The following is a 20902-nucleotide window of genomic DNA, read 5'->3' as shown; positions in this document are numbered from 1 at the left end:
GTTATTTAATTGAAATGTAATCATTCTCATCTTTACTTTTACAAGGTTTTTATATATTATGTAGATATATCTAACAACAATTTTTTGAAAAAATAAAAAAGCGCTCTTTTTTTCTCGGCAGAAATGCTGGGTTTTTTTTATTTATTCTTGACATTATGATGGAATAGAGGTATCTTATTGTTATAATAATTAGAATTATCAAATAATTCAGAAAGAAGTTGACACGATGAATCCCATGACAAGCAAGCGAAACAATCAAATGACAACTTTATTATTATTGTAAGGGCTCAGAACACTGAAATTTTCAGTTGTTGGGAGTCCTGTTTCTGCATTCGCTGCGTGGGGCTCAAAGCACTCCACAAGGTGGGGTGCTTTTTTTATTGAATCAATTACAAAAGGAGAGAAATAAAATGAAAAACATTCAATTTTTTGACACATCACTTAGAGACGGGGAACAAACACCAGGAGTTAATTTTAATACGCAAGAAAAAGTTCAGGTTGCTAAACAACTTGAGAAATGGGGCATCGATGTGATTGAGGCCGGCTTTCCGATTAGTTCGCAAGGAGATTTTGAAGCAGTGCAAGCCATTGCAAGATCACTCAAACAGACAGCTGTAACGGCACTTGCTCGTTGTAATAAAAAAGATATTGATCGAGTAGCCGAAGCGCTTGCAGATGCTGTTTATCCGCAAATTCATGTTTTTATTGCGACTAGTCCCATTCACATGGAACATAAATTGCATATGAATGAACAAGAAGTTCTTGCTTCAATCAAGGAGCATGTATCCTATGCAAAAACTAAATTCTCACAAGTTCAATTCTCTCCTGAGGATGCTACTCGAACTGAAAAAAATTTTTTGGTGCAAGCAGTTCAAACCGCTATCGATGCTGGTGCAACAATTATCAATATTCCTGATACGGTAGGCTATTCCAATCCAACTGAGTTTGGGGCACTATTCCGCTATCTTAAAGAAAATATTCCTAACTTTTCAGAGGTAACATTTTCCTCTCACTGCCATGATGATTTGGGGATGGCGAGCGCCAATGCACTTGCTGCGATTGAAAATGGTGCGACCAGAGTGGAAGGGACAGTCAATGGAATTGGGGAGCGGGCTGGCAATACAGCACTGGAAGAAGTAGCACTAGCACTTTATATTCGCAAAGACCTTTATCCATATAAATCTGGGATTGTCTTGCAAGAAACCAAAAGAACGAGTGATTTGGTTAGTCGACTATCTGGAGTGGCTATTCCTCGAAACAAAGCGATTATTGGTGCGAATGCATATGCACACGAATCGGGTATTCACCAAGATGGAGTTCTAAAAAATCCTAGTACTTATGAGATTATTACGCCGTCCTTAGTTGGGGTCAAAACAAATGCTTTACCGCTTGGAAAACTTTCAGGAAGACATGCATTTGTCAATCGGATTGAAGGAATGGGGTATCATTTAACAGAAAATGAGGTAAGAGAAGCGTTCAAAAAGTTTAAAGACTTAGCGGATAAGAAAAAACAAGTGACCGAGGAAGACTTAGAGGCATTGATGACAGGACAAACAAACGAAGCAGTCCAAGACTATCAATTGGAACAATTGCAACTCCAGTTTGTTTCTGGTGGTAGACAAGGCGCGATTGTGACAATTCAAGACGCTAGTGGAGAAACACACACGGATTCAGCTGTTGGCGCAGGAAGTATTCAAGCAATTTATAACACAATTGACCGAATCATGAAGCAAAGTGTTGCACTTCAACGCTATAGTATTCGCAGTGTGACAGAAGGAGAAGATGCTCAGGCAGAGGTAAGGATTTCACTCGAAAATAAAGAAACAGGACATGCTTTTAACGGGGTTGGTATTGACTTTGATGTCCTACAAGCTTCAGCAAAAGCTTACATTCAAGCAAGTGGACAAGTAAAAAAGGAAGAAAAGATAATTGGAATTAAAGGAGTACAAGTCAGATGAAAAAAATTGTAGCATTGCCAGGAGATGGGATTGGACCAGAAATAATGGATGCAGGAATTCAAGTGTTAAACCAACTTACACCAAAGTACGGTCTTGATTATAAAATTGAACGATATGATTTTGGAGGATGTGCAATTGACTCAACAGGCACCCCTTTACCTAAGACTACCTTAAAAGCCTGTCAGGAAGCAGATGCAATTTTACTAGGAGCGATTGGAGGACCAAAGTGGTCAAATGCTCCCAAGAGGCCAGAACAAGGCTTGCTTGAGTTGAGGAAAAATCTGGGATTGTTTGCCAATATTCGTCCTGTTAAGATTTCAAAAAGCTTAGAAGCACTATCTCCATTAAAAAGTGAACGGATCCGCGGAGTTGATTTTATTATTGTCCGCGAGCTAACAGGGGGGATTTATTTTGGTGAACCTCGTGAATTGAAAAAGGAACGCGCTCTGGACACATGCTTGTACACGCGAAGCGAAATTCAAAGGATTATGCGCCAAGCCTTTAACATTGCCAGAACACGCAAGAAAAAAGTTACCTCAGTAGACAAGGCCAATGTTCTAGCGACGAGTAAGCTTTGGCGAGAAGTAGCAGAAGAAGTCGCAAAAGAGTTTCCGGATGTGAAGTTGGAACACCAACTAGTTGATTCCGCTGCGATGCTTCTAATCCAAAATCCCAAACAATTTGACGTGATTGTGACCGAAAATTTGTTTGGAGATATCTTGAGTGATGAGGCTTCCGTTATTCCAGGGACACTCGGCGTATTGCCAAGCGCTAGCCATAGTGAAAAAAATAGTTCGCTGTATGAACCGATTCATGGCTCTGCACCAGATATTGCAGGAAAAAATAGCGCCAATCCTTTATCGATGATTTTTTCTATTAGCATGATGCTACGCGAGTCGTTTAAAGAATATTCGGCAGCTGAGGAACTAGAAGCAGCTTGTGAAAGAGTTATTGAAAAAGGATATACCACTAAAGATTTAGGCGGTAAAACAACCACGACAGAATTCGTTCAAGCGCTTATTGAAGAACTGAAATAGAACGTTAATAATAGGAAGAAGGAAATAAAATGGGAAAAACATTATTTGATAAACTCTGGGAGCAACATGTTGTTTTCGGGGAAGTTGGTGAGCCACAGCTTCTTTATATCAATTTACATTTGATTCACGAAGTCACATCGCCGCAAGCTTTTGAGGGGCTTAGAGAAGCAGGGCGGAAAGTACGACGACCAGACTGCACATTTGGAACAATGGATCACAACGTCCCAACCAAAGATATTTATAATATCACAGATTTGGTTGCCAAAAAACAAATTGAAGCACTTCAAAAAAACTGTGAAGAATTTGGTGTTCGACTTTGTGATAATGGGAGTGAAAGACAAGGAATTGTGCATATGGTAGGGCCTGAAACAGGATTGACTCAGCCAGGAAAAACAATTGTTTGTGGGGATTCTCATACAGCAACTCATGGTGCTTTTGGCGCTTTAGCTTTTGGGATTGGCACGAGTGAAGTGGAGCATGTTTTTGCAACACAATGCATTTGGCAAAGAAAGCCAAAGACGATGGGGGTAAAAATTACTGGAAAGCTAGCAAAGGGTGTGTACGCCAAAGATATTATTCTGGCATTAATTGCGAAATACGGAGTAGATTTTGGTGTGGGCTATGCGGTAGAGTTTTATGGTGAAACGATAAAGAACCTATCCATGGAAGAAAGAATGACGATTTGCAATATGGCGATTGAAGGCGGCGCCAAGATGGGGATGATTGCACCCGATGAGAAAACATATGAGTATGTAGAGGGAAGAGAGTACGCGCCTAAAGATATGGCAGCTGCAATCAAAGCTTGGGAAGAGCTACCCACAGATGAAGAGGCAGTCTATGACCAAAATTTTACCCTCGACGTCAATCAATTAGCACCTTTTGTAACATGGGGAACCAATCCAGAAATGGGAATTTCGATTACAGAGCGTTTTCCTAAAATCAAAGATATGAATGACGAACGAGCCTATCATTACATGGATTTAAAGCCAGGTCAATACGCTTCAGATATTGAGGTCGGGTATGTATTTATTGGCTCTTGTACAAATGGCCGTTTATCTGATTTGCAAGAAGCCGCTCAAATTGTGAAAGGAAAAAAAGTCAAAGACGGCGTAACAGCTATTGTTGTACCTGGTTCCAGACCCGTTAGAAAAGCGGCTGAAAAAATTGGCCTGGATCATATCTTTAAAGAAGCAGGTTTTGAATGGCGAGAGCCAGGATGCTCGATGTGTCTGGGAATGAATCCGGATCAAGTACCAACTGGGGTCCACTGTGCTTCTACGTCAAACCGAAATTTTGAAGGAAGGCAAGGAAAGGGAGCTAGGACACATCTTTGCAGTCCAGCAATGGCAGCAGCAGCGGCACTAAATGGAACATTTATTGATATTCGAAAGGAGTTAGAAGCATAATGGAGGCATTTACACAACACACAGGGAAGTCGGTTCCTTTGATGAATAATAATATTGATACAGATCAAATTATTCCAAAGACTTTTTTAAAACGGATTGAAAAAACTGGCTTTGGTCAATTTTTATTTGATGAGTGGCGTTTTTTACCTGACCGTACACCAAATCCAGAGTTTATATTAAATAGTCCAGAATATAAGGGAGCAACTATCTTGATATCAGGAGACAACTTTGGTTCAGGTTCGTCAAGGGAGCATGCTGCATGGGCATTAGCTGATTATGGATTCAAAGCGATTATTGCTGGAAGTTTTAGTGATATATTTTATATGAATGCCACTAAAAATGGCTTACTACCGATTGTGCTAAAAAAACCAGAGAGAACTGTTTTGGCACATCTGAGAACAGATGAAGAGATTACGATTGATTTGCCTAATCAAACGGTAAAAACTTCACGAGCAACATACTCTTTTGAGATGGATGAAACATGGAAACATAAACTGGTAAATGGTTTAGATGATATTGCCATTAGTCTTTCACATGCTGAAGAAATTGCCGCTTATGAGGCAAATATTCCTGTTTTTTGGCAATAAAAAAAGCAACAAAATTCATGAAAAGTTCTTGGAACAAAACTACTCAGTTTTGTTCTTTTTTATTTAAAATCTTGATTTCTGTTTTTTTTCTATATGAAAAAAAAAAGCAAAAAAATTTAAAATAGGTCAATTGTATATCCTTAATTGAAAGAATATAATGTAATGGCGATAGAAAAACGAACATTATTTTTTTAAAATGCGCCAACTATTGCAATCTATTTAAATAACTAGGAGGAAAAACAGTGGAAAAAATTTCAAAAAAAAAACAGCTTTTCCATGTAATTTATTTACTAGCATCGTTCTTCATCGTTCTGTCACAATTAGGGCTCACAAATGTTTGGGCCGAAACTAGGGAGGCAGACAATCCTCACCTTTTTGAATTATCTAGCGAAAAAGTAGCCTATAGTAAGGATGAAATTTTCCAGATAATGGTAGAAGGAACGGCTGAACAAATTAAAGAAATCAATCTGATATTTGATCCTAGCTTTAGTCAAGTGTCCGAAAAAGTAGTCGATGCTACACATAAAACCTATCGCATAAAAGGCAACAAACTAGGAACATTCGAGATCTTGGCACAAGCAAATGGACAAATAACCAATACTTTACGTATAGCGATTAACAATGAACAACAAGCTACTAAAAAAAACAGTTATAATCGTGCTATAAAGGACTGGGATGATCAATTTGTGACATCGGCGCAACTGGAGGATGAAAATGGAAATCCGCAACCTTCATTCGGGATTTATGACAATATGCAAGCTCACTGGCAATACAATATTCCCGCAGGAACCGATATTAAAACAGGGGACACGATGACCGTGAGCGTTCCTTCCGTATTTACATTAGCAACGGATATAACGTTTGATATTAAAGATGTTTCTGGAAATGTCATTGGGCACGCAAAGGCCGATCACACTACCGGAAAAGTAACCGTTACTTTCACAGAATATGCCGAGCAATATGCTAAAAATGGTATTAGTGGAGACTTTAAGATTTGGGTACATTGGGATCAGTCGAAAGTGGAACAAGATACGACAGTACCCGTTGATTGGGGGATTGGTGGTGTCACGGAAATCGATATCAATCCAGCAAATCCATCACCAGACCCAAGTGAACTTCTGTATAAATGGGGAACGGTAGATGCAAATGATCCAACATTAATTCATTGGACGGTACGGGTGAATTATGCTGCTCAAGAAATTGAAAATGGGGTCTATACTGACTTCGTAGGTCCTAATCAAGAAATGGTTAAAGGTTCAGTTGCTGGGATTCATGGCCGATATAATGCAGACGGAACGGTCTTTACACCAGCTACAGACGGAGAAATCCCTGCGAGCTCAGTTGTTTATGATAGCCCAACACAATTTCATGTGAATATTGGGGATTTCAAAGATACAGTACTAATTAATTATGATACAAAAGCCACAGATGGAGGAAACTCAAGTAAGTACGAAAATGCTGGGCAGTTTACAGGTGATAATATACAAAAACAAGAAGTTGATCTTTACACCCCTGATAACGGTGGTGGCGGTGGTGGAGAGACTACTGAAACAGTTGAAGGCATAAAAACTTGGAATGATAATAAAGATACTGAAGGGCTCAGACCTGATTCAATTACAATTGATCTTTACCAAAATGGCGTGAAGATTGATTCTAAAAAAGTTTCAAAAGAAACAAATTGGACGTATGCTTTTAAAGAATTAGCTAAATTTGATAAAGAAGGGAAGCCGTATATTTATACGGTAAAAGAAGAAACAGTTGAAAATTATGTTTCTACTCAAAGCGGTAATGACTTTATCAATACAATCACAGGAACAACGACAATTTCTGGGGTAAAAACCTGGGATGACCACGATGATCAGGACAAATTGCGCCCAGTTGAAATTACTATTCATTTGCTGGCAAATGGAAAAGAAGTTCAGCGTAAAAAAGTTCGAGTAGCAGATGGTTGGAAATATAGCTTTACAAACTTGCCAAAATATGAGGATGGTAAGAAGATTTCTTATGCAATTAAAGAAGATACTGTACCAGGTTATGAAAGCCAAATTGATGGTTTTAATCTGAAAAATATACATAAAACAACAGCAGACTCATCCGGTAGTGAAAAACAATCTGCTACCCCGAAAGCTAGTTCTTCTTCCGCTACTTTACCTCAAACTGGGGAGCGACATTCTTCTATGTTGAAGATTATGGGAGGAATGCTGCTAATTTTGCTAATACTAGTGGTGGTTTATTCTACTAAAAAAAATAAAAATAAGAACTGAGTGATTTGCTCAGATTTGAGCATCATTCAGTTACAATTATTTATAAAGAAAATGCTCCGGATTAAAATGACCGTTTTAGGGCGTGACTCTTTGCTGTTTTAGTGGTATGTCAAGTAACAGTTGCTAGTCAAACTTTTTCTGAGCAAGAAAATTAAGAGAAAATAGTAGCAGACAAGAAAGGCATCGACTTTAATTAGGAAAGCCAATAAATTAATGAAATAAGTAAAAAAAGAAGTGATCATTGCGAAAAGAGTAGAGTCTGTTAGTAGTCTAATGGAAAAATAAAAGTAAAAGCAGAGGTTGGGGCATAAGTGCTTCACGCAGATAACTAAGAATAATTTTACGGAAACTGTTCTTTCAATTTTTGATGATTATAGCCTTTTCCCAGAGGAGTTGTGTCAATTTCCAACCGTTTACTTGGATACTAAAAACCTAAGCCATAATTTTTAAGTGATGGCTTAGGTTCTTTTTTTATAGAGAATAAGAAAGTGAGTAGTTAGAACGAATATTTAATAGTAAAAAGAGGAATTGTTTAAACATTCTCCATTGCTTACTATGACTTTCTTGTACCAATCAAAAGATTTTTTCTTCCGTCTTTTTAAAGTTCCCCGTCCTTGATTATCTTTATCTACATAGATAAAACCATAGCGCTTTTCCATCTCTCCTGTACTAAAACTGACAATGTCAAATCCACCCCAAGCAGTATAGCCAAGTATGGGCACGCCGTCTTCTAACATGGCTATTTTTAATTGTGCTAGGTGTTGTTCGAAATAAGAAATTCGGTAATCATCATTAATTTTTCCATCTTCATCAGGAGTATCGTAAGCACCAATTCCATTTTCAACAACAAACAAAGGAAGTTGATAGCGTTGGTACAAATAATTTAAGGCATAACGAAATCCTACTGGGTCAATTTGCCAGCCCCAATCATTAGTTTTTACGAAAGGATTTTTGACCATTTTAATCAGTGGATCTTTTGATAAAAGTGTCCCTTCGCAATCTGAAAGTGCACTAACAGCTAACGACATATAATAACTTAGACCAATGTAATCTACGGTTCCTTGTCTGAGTGTGTCTAAGTCTTCTTTTGTGTAAGTCAATGTAAATGATTTTTTCTCCCACTCTAGTAAGGCATATTCCGGTATCTTTCCGTGGACGTGGACATCACTGTAAAAAAATCGTTTGTTCGAGGCTTTTAAACTCGCAATTTGATCTATAGGATTACAAGAATAAGGGTAAAAAGGTACACAAGCAATCATACAACCTATTTTGAACTTAGGGTTAATTTTATGGCCTAAACAAACAACTTTTGCACTTGCAATTAGTTCGTTGAGTGAAGCTTGTGCAACAATTTCTTCCTTATTTTCACCAGGGGCTATTTTTACGGCTGAATTTGTCCAAAGCGAGAGCTTATCTCCAGTACATTGATTGTTGATTTCATTAAACGTTAACCAATATTGAACTTTATCTCGGTAGCGATGCATCACGGTCTTGGCATAATGAACAAAAAAATCAATTAGCTTTCGGTTTTTGAAACCTCCATAATTGTTATAAAGAGCGTAGGGGATTTCAAAATGACAGAGTGTCACAATCGGCTCAATTTGATATTTACGACATTCATCAAACAAGTCATCGTAAAATTTTAAACCTGCTTCATTTGGTTGTGTTTCATCTCCATTTGGGAAAATTCTAGACCAAGCAATAGAGGTACGAAAACAGGTACAACCCATTTCGGCTAAAAGTGCAAGATCTTCTTTGTAATGATGGTAAAAATCAATTCCCTCATGATTGGGGTAGTTTTTATGTGAAAGAAGTCCTTCTGTTATTTCTCGTGCTTTTTTACTTGTCCCAGCAGTTAGGACATCGGCAATACTCATGCCTTTTCCAGCAATATCCCATGCACCCTCTGCTTGGTGGGCAGCAATAGCCGTTCCCCATAGAAAGGATTTATCAAATTGTTTCTTCATTTTGCACTACTCCCTATTTTTTTCTTCTAAAAGTGCTGCGTTATCAGCAATTCTAAAAAATGGTGTCCAAATGATGGTACTAACAACAAGAATGAACAGACCTATGATGAAAAATTTGACCCCACCTTGGAGCAATGTGACGATTAACCCAGGGGTTGTCCAAGGTAGACTTAACATAGGATTGAATTCAGTGAAGCTTAAAATTTTTAATAGAGCCAATGTACCACCACCTATCGCTATTGGGGTCAAGAGCATGGGAATGAAAAAGATAGGATTCATCATGATGGGCATTCCAAAGACAAGTGGTTCATTGATATTAAACAGACTTGGAATAACGGCAAGTTTGAAAAGTTCCTTATAGCGAGTTGATTTTGCGCGAATCATTGCAATAATAAGACCGATTGTTGTTCCTTGACCACCAAATGCATTTCCGACTGAAAAAGCAATCACCGCCATTGTGAGATATGGAAGAGGATGACCAGCTTTAAAGGCATTTTGATTTTCAATATTGGTGGATAGTAAAATTGGACTGATTATCCCATAAATCATATTTGGGTGAATTCCGAAAAACCAAAGAATATTTGCAAGTACATAGATAATAATTAAACTAATCGGTGAGGATACAAAATGTTGTAGTGGTGTTTGAATTAGTGTATTGATAAATGTAAAGACATTTCCAAATGAGCTCAAGAACGGAGCAAAAGCAAAAAGCATGCGGATTGCTAAGAAGACCAAAAGAATAATCCCAGATAAAATCGAAGGACGCAGGGACTCGGAGACATTTGGTGGGACACTTTGAGGCAATTTAATGACCAGATTTTTTTTGTTGAAATAAACATACTGCAAAGCACAAAACCAACCGACAAAGATGGCGACAATAATGCCCGTTGCCCCAGTATATTCTGTTGCAAAAGAGGTCAGTTGTTTCACACCTGTTAGTGTTGTCTCAACGGGAAAGTGTTGTGACTGAGAAGTCACCTGTGGAATGAGGTAATTTTGAGGCATTAAAATCAAAAAGCATGCAACCGCAAGTAAACCTGCTGATAAGCCCTCATACTTTGCTTTTTTTGCATAAACATAGGCAAAGTTAAAGACGATAAACAAGGCAATTGCATTCATCGTGGCATTTTGAGCCGCGTTAAAGTGTTGTGCCCAGCCAATTTTATCTAGAAATTGAATCCAAGAGGGAATAGGAAAATTTCCAATTAGCAACACAACAGCTCCTCCAAGTGTAATAGGAGTTATTCGCATAAACGCTTCAGACAAAGAGCTAAAAAATAGACTATTATTCATAAAATTAGCGAGAGGGCCCAAAAACTTGTTTAAAAACTTTTCTAAACGATCCATAATTTTTTTCCTTTCTATTTGAGAGTGAATGGATTGGAGGATTTCTCCTGCTTCAAGCATAAATCGTATACAAAAATATGCAAGCGTTTTCAAAATAAAGGAACAAGTGGAACAGAGAAGGTATTTGTACCTTTTAGGGAACAAGGTGTACCAATGTAAGGAAAGAATAAAAGTATGAAAAAAAATATATTAAAATATCATCGTTTCCTAAACAGAAGATGATGTTTTTTTTGTATACTAAAGGGAAGAATATCTTTTGAAAAAAATTAAGGAGAGAAAAGATGAATGAAAAGAATTTACGCTGGTACAATATTGCGTTAATTGCTTTTGTGTCCGTTTGGGGACTGGGCAATGTTGTAAATAATTATGCCAATCAAGGGTTGACTGTTGTGGTCTCCTGGATTTTGATTATGCTTTTATATTTTGTTCCATATGCCCTTAGTGTTGGCCAATTAGGCTCGACCTTTAAAGACTCAAACGGAGGTGTTTCTTCTTGGATTAAAGAGACGACAACAAGTCGACTAGCTTATTATGCTGCTTGGACTTATTGGGTCGTGCACATTCCTTACCTTGCACAAAAACCTCAAGGAATTTTAGTTGCACTAAGCTGGCTATTCAAAGGAAACGGGCAATTTGTCAACACAGTCTCCTCACTATGGGTATCTCTGATTTGTTTCGTTATCTTTTTATTTTTTCTATGGTTGGCCTCTTTAGGACTAACAACATTAAAACGAATTGGAAGTATTGCAGGGATTGCAATGTTTATCATGTCAATCTTATTTATTTTACTTGCAGTAACTGCGCCTGCTTTGGCTCATGTTCATACAGCAACGGCTGATATGAGTTCCATCAAAACGTACATTCCCAAATTTAATTTTGCCTATTTTACAACAATCTCAATGCTTGTCTTTGCCGTTGGTGGAGCAGAAAAGATTTCACCTTATGTGAATAATACCAAGAATCCAGCTAAAGAATTTCCTAAAGGCATGCTTTTTTTAGCGGGGATGGTTGCGCTTTGTGCCTTACTAGGATCAATTGCTATGGGAATTATTTTTGATGCGAAACATATACCTGCTGATTTAATGGTCAACGGAGCGTATGAAGCCTTTATGCGACTGGGAGCTTACTACCATGTCGGTAATTTATTTATGATTTTATATGCAATAGCCAATACATTAGCTCAAATTTCAGCACTAGCATTTTCCATTGATGCTCCGTTGAAAATATTATTGGGAGATGCAGATTGTCATTATATTCCAGAAAAACTTTTAAAAGTTAATAAAAAAGGGGCACCAATAAATGGTTATTTATTAACTGGTGGGTTGGTTAGTTTTTTAATTCTGTTTCCTTCCCTAGGAATTGGAAATATGAATGAACTTTTTCAATGGCTGCTGAATCTAAATTCAGTCGTCATGCCTTTAAGATATCTATGGGTATTTTTAGCGTATATGCTGCTAAATAAAAAAATCAAAGAGTTTAATTCTGAATACAAATTCGTGAAAAATCCAGTTTTGGGGTTTGTGATTGGCCTTTGGTGTTTTGTATTTACTGCGTTTGCCTGTATTTTGGGTATGATTCCTAAATTAAACTATCAAGAAAATCCTAGCTCTTGGTGGTTTCAGTTTGGTTTGAATATTTTTGTTCCCATCATTCTTATTTTATTGGGCTTGATTCTTCCAGTAGTGGCCCGTAGGAAAAATAAATAAAGGCTTTTTCCTATTAAATTAGAGGAGTGATCCCAGCTTTGTGGGCACTCTTTTTTATTTAAAATAACAAATCTTCAGAGTTTAAAATTTTATTAATTCTTATTTAAATCTAAAAAAAAACTGATTTTATCTTATATATTGAATAGTGAAATGATAAAAGGAGGCGTAGTTGGTGGATAACGCGTTAAAAAAAATAAATGTTCGAAGATTTATTGTATTTGGCTGTATTTTGCTTTTTCTTTTTTGTTTTAAAGAATACTTATCGTTGTTTTTGTTAACAAGTATTTTTTCTTATTTAGCAATTACATTAGGAAGTTGGGTACATCAAAAGACTCATTTGCCCGAAAAGCTTATTACTTTTTTTCTATATGTCATTGCATTATTTTTACTTTATTTAGTAGGCTCTAACTTTTTGCCATTATTTTTTGATCAAGTAAAAGAATTAGCGAATTATTTATATAAGACTGTTCCAAATCTAAAGTTTAGTCCAGATATCAATCGATATTTAGACGAATTTATTCGCACTAGTGATTTTACAACTCATATTCAAAAAGGAATTTCATTAAGCTTAAATTATCTGACTAATATTGGATCTTCGATAATGACGGGAGGCTTGGCGATTTTCCTGAGCTTCATCTATTCCTTTACAAGAAATGAAACCAAAAAATTTGGCGACGAAATCGTCGCTAGTCGATATGGTGTCATTTTTTCAGACATCCATTTTTTCTTTAAGAAATTTGTTTTGATATTGGGACGGGTCATGGAAACGCAGTTAATTATTTGTACCATCAATACATTTTTAATGACAATCGTGTTATCAATTCTTGGATTTCCTAATCTAATTGTATTGACGTCAATTATATTTATTTTAGGCCTGATCCCAGTTGCGGGTGTTCTAGTATCGCTTGTGCCAATCAGTTTGATTGGGTTTAGTATCGGTGGAATCAAAATGGTCGTTGCCGTTCTTATTTTAATTGCGTGCATTCATTTCTTTGAATCTTACATTTTACAGCCAAAATTGATGTCAAAACGAGCAAATTTACCTGTGTTTTATACGTTCGTCACGTTGATTGTTAGCGAACAGCTGCTTGGAGCTTGGGGCTTGATTGTGGGGATTCCAATTGTGTTGTTTATCTTGAATATTCTTGGCGCACATGTTGATCCTACAGAAAATAAAGAAATTTTGGACCCAACTATAAAGGAGGAACAAGAATGAAAAAAAGGCGTCTGTGGAAGAAGGCACTATTGCTTATCTTATTTGTCGTCCTAGTCGTAGAGAGTTTTGGCGCTTTTTCGATGGCGCAATCCTATCTAGAAGTCAAAGGGAAAAAAAATAATGAAGAAAAAGTAACTAACTTTAAAGGTCAAAAAGCAGAAGATAAGAACGATATCAATGTACTATTGATTGGGACGGACTCTAGAGGAGAAGATCGAGGAAGATCTGATTCGCTTATGATCGCTCATTATGACCAAAAAAGTAAGACGCCTAAGCTGATATCTATTATGCGAGATACTTACGTTGAGATTCCAGGATATGGTAAAGAAAAAATTAATGCAGCCTATTCGCTTGGGGGAGTTGAGTTAGTTAGAAAAACAATTAGTGCTAATTTTAATGTTCCAATCGAATATTATGTAGTAGTTAATTTTAATGACTTTAAAGATATTATTAATACGTTGTTCCCATCAGGGTTAGAAATTAATGCAGAAAAAGACATGAATCTTGATGGGGTTGACATCAAAAAAGGTCTGCAAAAGATGGATGGAAATACGACGTTACAATACGCTAGATTCCGGCATGATGAGGAAAGTGATTTTGGACGTGTCAGACGCCAACAACAGGTCTTATCTGCTATTGCGGCGCAGTCTGCAAACTTAGAAAGTATCACTCGTTTGCCCAAAACAATTGGGAAATTATTAGGCTACGTTTCAACAAATTTGCCGACAACAACGCTCGTAAGCTGTGCCAAAGATTTCTTACTTGGGGATACCAAAGAGGTCAAAACGTTATCTATTCCCATTCAAGCTTCTTGGGAATTTAAAGACTATGAAAATGTGGGCAGTGTTCTGGAAGTAGACTTTAATAAAAATAGTGAAGCGCTAAAGAAATTTTTAACAGAATAAAAAAGTAAAGCAAGGCAAGAGCTAAAAAGTCTGCTTTTTCTGGATCGGTTAGATTTTGTGTGTGCGACAAAAGGTGTTTGTCCTTTTGTTGCACACTTTTTTGTATTAAGAATTTATAGGGAATGTGACAGGTAGGAGTTAGACCATTCTAAAGCGCATCAACACCAATAAGCGTAGAGGTTTAAGTGATAGCACGTATTGTGAAAAGAGTCGGGGAAAAGAATTTTTTCAAGCTATTTTTAAGGGTTTATGGTAAAATAAAAAGTAGTATCTTCGGGGAAAAGTTCAATAAAAGGAGTTTCAAGTATGAAAAAAGAATATCGAATAGCCGTTGTTGGAGCAACTGGCGCAGTAGGAACAAAAATGATCCAAATGTTAGAGCTAAGTTCTTTACCAATTGCAAGTGTAAAGCTACTTGCTTCAAAGAGATCTGCTGGGAAAAAACTTCTCTTTAAAAACAAGGAACAGATAGTGGAAGAATTAGTCCCAGAGTCTTTTGAAAATATTGATATTGCGCTATTTAGTGCAGGTGGAGGGATTTCAAAGAAATTTGCGCCTGAAGCTGTAAAACGTGGGGCAGTAGTAGTAGATAATACGAGTGCATTTAGAATGGATAAGGATGTTCCTTTAGTAGTTCCAGAAGTAAATGAAGCAGCATTAAAAAATCATAATGGGATTATTGCCAATCCAAACTGTTCGACCATTCAGATGATGGTAGCACTTGAACCATTGCGACAAGCCTTTGGTTTGAAACGTGTCCTAGTTTCTACTTACCAAGCAGTGAGTGGGGCGGGGGCTTCGGCTATTCAAGAATTAAAAAAACAATTGCAAGATATGTTAGATGGCTTGCCAAAAGAGGAATTAACAGCAGAAATCCTGCCTTGTGGTGGAGACAAGAAACATTATCCATTAGCATTTAATGCACTTCCACAAATAGACGTATTTAGTGATCAAGGTTACACATATGAAGAATGGAAAATGGTAAACGAAACCAAAAAAATTATGAATGATGATAGCCTAAGCGTTTCTGCAACATGTGTTCGCATTCCTGTTTTATCAGGTCATTCAGAGTCAGTTTATGTTGAGCTTGGCAAAGACAATTTAACGGTAGATGAAATAAAAGCAACGTTAAAAGACGCACCTGGATTAGTTTTACAAGATAGTCCAGAAGAACAACTTTACCCTCAAGCCTTAAACAGTGTTGGAAAGAAAGAAACCTTTGTCGGAAGAATTCGTCAAGATTTAGATGTCACAAATGGTTTCCATATGTGGGTCGTTTCAGATAATTTACTAAAAGGTGCTGCATGGAACTCCGTGCAAATTGCAGAAAGTTTGCACAAAATGGGCTTAGTAAAAGTAAACTAAAAATAGAAGAGAAAAACAAAGGAGTTAGATGATATTATGAGCTTAGATGAAGCTTCTATTTTGACCGCAATGGTCACCCCGTTTGATAGCCAAGGGGAAATTGATTGTCAACGCTTGAGTCAATTAGTTGAGTATTTACTTGCTCATCATACAGAAGGATTAGTGATTGGGGCGACGACCGGAGAATCGCCAACTTTGAGTCATGAAGAAAAACTTCATTTTTTCAAAGAAGTGGTGACTATTGTCAAGGGACGTGTGCCTGTAATAGCAAATATTGGGTCAAATAATACAAGAGAATCCGCAAATTTTGCAAAAGAAGTTGCAAAGATTGAGGGAATAGACGCTGGACTTTGTGTTGTTCCGTATTATAACAAACCAAATCAAGCAGGGCTTTATGCACATTTTAAAACGATTAGTGAAGCCAGCGATTTGCCACTATTTCTTTACAATGTCCCATCAAGAACGATTGCGAGCTTAGCACCAGAGACTACGATTGCACTCTCAAAACTTCCTACAATTATAGGAACGAAAGAGTGCGCAGGCCTTCAAGCAATAGCAGAAGTGATTGAAAAGAGTGCACCAGGTTTTAAAGTTTATACTGGGGAGGATGCATTTGCTTTTGATACCAAGCTATTAGGCGGTGCAGGGGTGATCTCTGTATCAAGTCATGTACTAGGAGACGAAATGTTTGAAATGTATCAATCCATCGAAAATGGCAACCTTACAGAGGCTGCTAAGATTCAGCGGAGAATATTGCCAAAAATGGATGCATTATTTTCAGTTCCCTCTCCAGCACCAGTCAAAGCTGTACTAAATCACAGTGGGATTCAAGTAGGCGGTGTTCGTTTGCCACTTGTTGCCTGCACAAATGAAGAAGAAGAAGCAATATTAAAAATAATGAATACGTAATAATTACGTAGTGAGGTGAAAAAATTGAGCGACATCAAAATTATTCCACTAGGTGGAGTACGAGAAAACGGTAAGAACATGTATGTTACGGAAGTAGATGACGAGATTTTCATTTTTGATTGTGGGGTTAAATATCCTGAAAATGAACTGCTTGGTATCGATGTAGTGATTCCTGATTTTAGCTATTTGCTTGAAAATGCGGAGCGTATTGTAGGAATTTTTCTAACACATGGGCATGCAGATGCAATCGGGGCGTTACCGTATCTCTTAGAAAAAGTTGAAGTTCCAGTTTTTGGGACAGAACTTACAATAGAATTAGCAAAGTTAAATGTTGAAAATTATGCCAAAACGAAAAAATTTGCAGATTTTCATGTTGTTGATGAGTTTACAGAAATCGATTTTAATCATGGAACGGTTAGTTTCTTTCGAACGACTCATACTATTCCTGACTCAATTGGGATTTCGATTAAAACACCTGAAGGGAATATTGTGTACACAGGTGACTTTAAGTTTGATCAGAGTGCGATTCCCATGTATCAAACAGACTATTCTCGTTTGACTGAAATTGGAAAAGAAGGCGTTTTGGCGATGCTTAGCGATTCCGCAAATGCCGAACAAGTTAATCAAGTTGCAGCAGAACGACAAATAGCTGAAGAAGTCTTCGATACATTTCGCTCTTGGGAAGGACGAATCATTGTAGCGAGTGTGGCAAGTAATATCCAGCGAGTTCAGCAAGTATTAGATGCTGCTGCTAAAGCAATGAGAAAAGTTGTTTTAACGGGACAAGATTTAGAAAAAATTATTCGTACGGCGATGAAGCTTGAGAAGATTACACTTCCAAGTGAAGACTTACTCATTCCTTTACAAGATATGAAAAACTATGCGCCAGAAGAGCTGGTTATTTTGGAAACAGGTAAGATGGGAGAACCCTTAAAAACCTTGCAAAGAATGGCAACAAGCCGTTATAAAGGAGTTCATATTCAAGAAGGGGATTTAGTTTACATCACGACCTCTCCGTCTACTGCAATGGAGACAACCGTTGCGAAAACAGAAGATATGATTTACAGAGCAGGTGGAATGGTAAAATCTGTTACAGACAATTTACTCGCATCTGGGCATGGGAGTCAGAATGATTTAAAATTGATGATAAACTTCATGAAACCAAAATATTTTATTCCGATTCAGGGAGAATATCGTCAACTAGCAGCGCATGCTGATCTTGCACATGAGTTGGGCATGCCTTATAAAGATATCTTTATTACGGGGCGTGGAGACATCGTAGAATTTAGTAAAGGGCGCATGCACATGGCGGGGTCTATTCCAGCTGAAAATGTGATGATTGATGGACTGGGCGTCGGAGATATTGGCAATATTGTCTTGCGGGATCGTAAGATTTTATCAGAGGATGGTATTTTTGTAGCTGTAGCGACCATCAATCGAAAAGAAAAACGCATTATCTCCAAACCACAGATTACTTCAAGAGGTTTTGTATACGTCAAAGCAAGCAAAGATTTGATGGCAGAAGGTGCGACGATTGTGGAAGAAATCATAGAGGAAAACTTGAAACAAAGTGATTTCGAATGGAGTAAATTAAAACAAGACATTCGTGAACAATTAAGCCGTTATCTATTTGAACAAACCAAAAGAAGACCGGTAATTTTACCAGTTATTATGGAAACAAGTCAGCGAAAGAAAGCGAAATAAACAAAAGCCTGAGCCATAACTCAAAAAGTTATGGCTCAGGCTTTTACTATCTAAATAAACAGGGGAGCAAAAGCAACTCCTTCAAAAATTAGCTAAAATCAACAAAAAGTTGAAAAATTTTTGTTGATTTATGCTTATTTCACAAAGTTGAACACTTTTCTCGCAACCTCTTTTTTTCTATGAAATTTTAGCAACACTTTCTTTGACCTTCTCTAGACCATTTTGAATAATTTCTTCTGCTTGAGAAGGCTGTGCAGCATGTCCTTCGATAATGACTGTATCAAGAATTTCCATACCAAATATCCCACCAAAGGTATTGCTCAAGTAATTAGCAGACATTTCTAATGCTTGCATTTCTGGAATGGAATAAACACCACCACGTGCGCCTAAAAGAATTACTTTTTTATCGGTTAAAAGAGGGACCATATTTCCTTGTGCGTCGTATTTAAACGCATATCCTGCAGCAAAAATATAGTCAATAAATGTTTGTAATTTTGCTGGGATTGTCAAATTCCACATAGGGAATGCAACAACTAAAACATCGGCAGCAGTAACTAAGTCCATCGCTTTTTGTTTTGCTGCAAGTATTTCTTGCTCCTCTTTTGATAACTCACTGCCATTTTGAAGCTTGTTAAAGGCAGAAAATAATACTTGACCCATAAAAGGAGTGTTTTCGGCATAAACATCATAAATAGTTACAGAAACCTCTTCTTTTTTTTGTACTTCTTGTAAAAACGTTTCGTACATTTTTACCGAAACAGAGTCGGTGCTAGGGCGATCATTTCCTTTTATAAGTAAAACGTTTGTCATAGTGATTGTCCTCCATTATTAAATACTTATTATTTGTTAGTACAAATGATAGTATAAAGAATTTAGAAATAAAAGACAACAAAAATGCTCTTTACGTTTTTGGTTATTTCACTTCTTTGAAAAGCACTTTTTTTCTTAATTTAGGTGAGTATTTTTTTAGTTCCAAACGTTCAGGGTTATTACGAGTATTTTTCGAAGTTAGGTACAGTCGTTCACCAGTTTCGTTACAAGCCAATAGAATATTTTTGCGCATAATCATCATTCCTTTCTTTTTAAACAAGATAAAAATGCAATGTAACCGTTAGAGAAAAGGGAGCGTGGTTGCATTGCATCAAATGCGAGAAGAAAAAGTCGCAAAAAGCAGTATGAACGTTTTGTTGCAACAAAACGCCCCATGCCATACGTTACTTTTCTAAAACTTTTCTCCCTTTGTAGTAGCCTTTTAAAGAAATACGGTGACTCATTCGGTATTCTCCTGTTGAGGCATCGAATGAAACTGATGGACTCTTAATCCCTTTATGAGTGCGTCTTTTTCCTTTTTTAGCTTTGGAAGTGCGCCTAGCTGGAACAGCCATTTTTATCACTCCTTTATAATTAAATACCAAAAAATACCTGCTAGAGTATATAATCGTAATGATTACGATTTAAATTTAAAACAACTTGACGTATTTGTCAAGTGATTTTCCTATTTTATTCAGCAAAACATTTTTCAAAAGAGTTTCTAATATCTAGTTCGTTTAAATCCTTCCCAATAAATACTAGGACAGATTCACGAGGGACGTCTTTCCAAGAGCGGCCCAAATTAAGATCAAAGGTCATATTTACACCTTGAAAAATAATCTGTTGGGGAGAATCCTGGACATTTAAAATCCCTTTGTAACGATACAACTCTTGACCGTAAATGTAAACGAGGCCGTTTAACCATTGACTTACTTTATTTTCATCTAAAGGGCGCTTTTCATGTATCGAAAAGGAAGAAACTTGATTATGATGCAAGTGGTGATGTTCATGTTCATGTTCATGTTGATGCTCATGCTGATTCCCATGCTCATGTTCATGCGTATCTTCTGATGTCATGGTGAGTAATTTTTCGGCTGAGCGCTGGAATAGATGGGTAGCTAATAATTGATCAGCCTCAATTGTTGTAATTTGTTCAGCATAAGGATTGAGTTTCTCAACGGTTTCTTGGACTTTTCTTTGTATATTTTTAGGAATATCTTTCCCTTTAGTGAATAATAATTTGTCAGCAAACGCAATTTGTTTGGCGGGCTCGTCTCTTGTATTTAGAAGATGCAAGATATTTTTCATGTCCACTACAGTTAAAACACTATCCAAATAAAAATTTTCCTGTAAAAACGGAACTCTAAAAAATGTTTGAGCAATGGGCGAGGGATCGGCTAGTCCGGTTGTTTCAAACAGTATATAGTCGAGTGGAAAGCCATATTTTTCTTGAGCTTCTAAAATAGAATGGAGAGTATTGGCCAAATCAGAGCGTAAGGTGCAGCAGACACAGCCGTTATTCATTTGAAAAATTTGTTCCTCTGTATTAATGACTAGATGGTGATCCACCCCAACATCTCCAAACTCATTAACGATAATAGCAAAGTGTTTGCCATGTTCTTGTGTAAGTATTTTGTTAATTAAAGTTGTTTTTCCGGCCCCAAGAAATCCAGTCAGTAGGGTAATGGGAATTTTGTTTGCCATGATGAAACCTCCTTGAA

The 20902-nt window shown here is 37.1% G+C and carries 17 protein-coding genes; 11 read left to right on the top strand and 6 right to left on the bottom strand.

From position 1 onward, the window contains the following. Positions 1-410: 410 nt before the first annotated feature. From CBF30_RS05565 to CBF30_RS05545, 5 genes are all read left to right on the top strand, one after another. Positions 411-1958 carry a 2-isopropylmalate synthase gene (locus CBF30_RS05565; protein ID WP_126823550.1) on the top strand — a complete coding sequence of 516 codons (1548 nt, stop codon included), beginning with the start codon at positions 411-413 and terminating at the stop codon, positions 1956-1958. Continuing rightward, the gene (gene leuB / locus CBF30_RS05560) at positions 1955-2995 is read left to right on the top strand and encodes a 3-isopropylmalate dehydrogenase (protein WP_126823548.1); all 1041 of its coding nucleotides are present in this window, start codon (positions 1955-1957) and stop codon (positions 2993-2995) included. The genes CBF30_RS05565 and leuB overlap by 4 nt, the downstream gene beginning before the upstream one ends. Before the next feature lie 29 nt (positions 2996-3024). Continuing rightward, the gene (gene leuC / locus CBF30_RS05555) at positions 3025-4401 is read left to right on the top strand and encodes a 3-isopropylmalate dehydratase large subunit (RefSeq protein ID WP_126823546.1); all 1377 of its coding nucleotides are present in this window, start codon (positions 3025-3027) and stop codon (positions 4399-4401) included. Then, on the top strand, positions 4401-4988 hold the full coding sequence (gene leuD / locus CBF30_RS05550) for a 3-isopropylmalate dehydratase small subunit (RefSeq protein ID WP_126823543.1): 588 nt from the start codon (positions 4401-4403) through the stop codon (positions 4986-4988). The genes leuC and leuD overlap by 1 nt, the downstream gene beginning before the upstream one ends. Before the next feature lie 242 nt (positions 4989-5230). Next, complete coding sequence (locus CBF30_RS05545) at positions 5231-7252, top strand: Cna B-type domain-containing protein (protein ID WP_245975016.1); 2022 nt, start codon at positions 5231-5233, stop codon at positions 7250-7252. A 509-nt stretch (positions 7253-7761) separates the two neighbouring features. On the opposite strand, the gene CBF30_RS05540 is transcribed toward CBF30_RS05545, so the two are convergent. Continuing rightward, complete coding sequence (locus tag CBF30_RS05540) at positions 7762-9219, bottom strand: 6-phospho-beta-glucosidase (RefSeq protein WP_126823541.1); 1458 nt, start codon at positions 9217-9219, stop codon at positions 7762-7764. Between the two features lie 6 nt (positions 9220-9225). Then, on the bottom strand, positions 9226-10566 hold the full coding sequence (locus CBF30_RS05535; protein WP_126823539.1) for a PTS sugar transporter subunit IIC: 1341 nt from the start codon (positions 10564-10566) through the stop codon (positions 9226-9228). Positions 10567-10847: 281 nt separating this feature from the next. Here CBF30_RS05535 and CBF30_RS05530 point away from each other — a divergent pair, with 281 nt between their 5' ends. The 6 genes from CBF30_RS05530 to CBF30_RS05505 all read left to right on the top strand — a co-directional run bounded on the left by CBF30_RS05530 (position 10848) and on the right by CBF30_RS05505 (position 18371). Beyond that, positions 10848-12272 carry an APC family permease gene (locus CBF30_RS05530; RefSeq protein ID WP_126823537.1) on the top strand — a complete coding sequence of 475 codons (1425 nt, stop codon included), beginning with the start codon at positions 10848-10850 and terminating at the stop codon, positions 12270-12272. 172 nt (positions 12273-12444) lie between these two features. Next, positions 12445-13488, top strand: a complete 1044-nt coding sequence (locus CBF30_RS05525) for an AI-2E family transporter (RefSeq protein ID WP_170168952.1) — start codon at positions 12445-12447, stop codon at positions 13486-13488. Further along, positions 13485-14393, top strand: a complete 909-nt coding sequence (locus CBF30_RS05520; RefSeq protein ID WP_126823533.1) for an LCP family protein — start codon at positions 13485-13487, stop codon at positions 14391-14393. Before CBF30_RS05525 ends, CBF30_RS05520 begins: the two co-directional genes overlap by 4 nt. Positions 14394-14699: 306 nt before the next feature. Then, on the top strand, positions 14700-15758 hold the full coding sequence (locus CBF30_RS05515; protein WP_126823531.1) for an aspartate-semialdehyde dehydrogenase: 1059 nt from the start codon (positions 14700-14702) through the stop codon (positions 15756-15758). A 36-nt stretch (positions 15759-15794) separates the two neighbouring features. Beyond that, positions 15795-16667 (top strand): 4-hydroxy-tetrahydrodipicolinate synthase, encoded by an 873-nt coding sequence (gene dapA, locus CBF30_RS05510; protein ID WP_126823529.1) that lies wholly within the window; start codon positions 15795-15797, stop codon positions 16665-16667. Between the two features lie 24 nt (positions 16668-16691). Then, positions 16692-18371: a ribonuclease J gene (locus tag CBF30_RS05505; RefSeq protein ID WP_126823527.1), complete on the top strand. Its 1680-nt coding sequence runs from the start codon at positions 16692-16694 to the stop codon at positions 18369-18371. Positions 18372-18548: 177 nt separating this feature from the next. Here CBF30_RS05505 and CBF30_RS05500 read toward each other — a convergent pair whose 3' ends face one another. From CBF30_RS05500 to CBF30_RS05485, 4 genes are all read right to left on the bottom strand, one after another. After that, entirely contained in the window at positions 18549-19181 is a 633-nt protein-coding gene (locus tag CBF30_RS05500) for an FMN-dependent NADH-azoreductase (protein WP_126823525.1), read from the bottom strand. A gap of 103 nt (positions 19182-19284) precedes the next feature. Next, positions 19285-19434, bottom strand: a complete 150-nt coding sequence (rpmG, locus tag CBF30_RS05495) for a 50S ribosomal protein L33 (protein ID WP_126823523.1) — start codon at positions 19432-19434, stop codon at positions 19285-19287. Positions 19435-19585: 151 nt separating this feature from the next. Next, positions 19586-19756 (bottom strand): 50S ribosomal protein L32, encoded by a 171-nt coding sequence (gene rpmF / locus CBF30_RS05490; protein ID WP_126823521.1) that lies wholly within the window; start codon positions 19754-19756, stop codon positions 19586-19588. 115 nt (positions 19757-19871) lie between these two features. Beyond that, entirely contained in the window at positions 19872-20885 is a 1014-nt protein-coding gene (locus CBF30_RS05485) for a CobW family GTP-binding protein (protein WP_126823519.1), read from the bottom strand. Positions 20886-20902 lie beyond the last annotated feature (17 nt).

Source organism: Vagococcus entomophilus, assembly GCF_003987595.1.
In the GTDB taxonomy this organism is placed as follows: domain Bacteria; phylum Bacillota; class Bacilli; order Lactobacillales; family Vagococcaceae; genus Vagococcus_E; species Vagococcus_E entomophilus.
Note: the sequence above shows the minus strand (reverse complement) of the source record. Positions and strands in the feature narration are given on the sequence as shown.

Coding starts and splice junctions, on each gene's coding strand:
- CBF30_RS05520 (WP_126823533.1), top strand. CDS start 13,485: ATGAAAAAAAGGCGTCTGTGGAAGAAGGCACTATTGCTTATCTTATTT.
- CBF30_RS05540 (WP_126823541.1), bottom strand. CDS start 9,219: ATGAAGAAACAATTTGATAAATCCTTTCTATGGGGAACGGCTATTGCT.
- CBF30_RS05565 (WP_126823550.1), top strand. CDS start 411: ATGAAAAACATTCAATTTTTTGACACATCACTTAGAGACGGGGAACAA.
- CBF30_RS05485 (WP_126823519.1), bottom strand. CDS start 20,885: ATGGCAAACAAAATTCCCATTACCCTACTGACTGGATTTCTTGGGGCC.
- leuC (WP_126823546.1), top strand. CDS start 3,025: ATGGGAAAAACATTATTTGATAAACTCTGGGAGCAACATGTTGTTTTC.
- rpmF (WP_126823521.1), bottom strand. CDS start 19,756: ATGGCTGTTCCAGCTAGGCGCACTTCCAAAGCTAAAAAAGGAAAAAGA.
- rpmG (WP_126823523.1), bottom strand. CDS start 19,434: ATGCGCAAAAATATTCTATTGGCTTGTAACGAAACTGGTGAACGACTG.
- leuD (WP_126823543.1), top strand. CDS start 4,401: ATGGAGGCATTTACACAACACACAGGGAAGTCGGTTCCTTTGATGAAT.
- leuB (WP_126823548.1), top strand. CDS start 1,955: ATGAAAAAAATTGTAGCATTGCCAGGAGATGGGATTGGACCAGAAATA.
- CBF30_RS05500 (WP_126823525.1), bottom strand. CDS start 19,181: ATGACAAACGTTTTACTTATAAAAGGAAATGATCGCCCTAGCACCGAC.
- CBF30_RS05515 (WP_126823531.1), top strand. CDS start 14,700: ATGAAAAAAGAATATCGAATAGCCGTTGTTGGAGCAACTGGCGCAGTA.
- CBF30_RS05535 (WP_126823539.1), bottom strand. CDS start 10,566: ATGGATCGTTTAGAAAAGTTTTTAAACAAGTTTTTGGGCCCTCTCGCT.
- dapA (WP_126823529.1), top strand. CDS start 15,795: ATGAGCTTAGATGAAGCTTCTATTTTGACCGCAATGGTCACCCCGTTT.
- CBF30_RS05530 (WP_126823537.1), top strand. CDS start 10,848: ATGAATGAAAAGAATTTACGCTGGTACAATATTGCGTTAATTGCTTTT.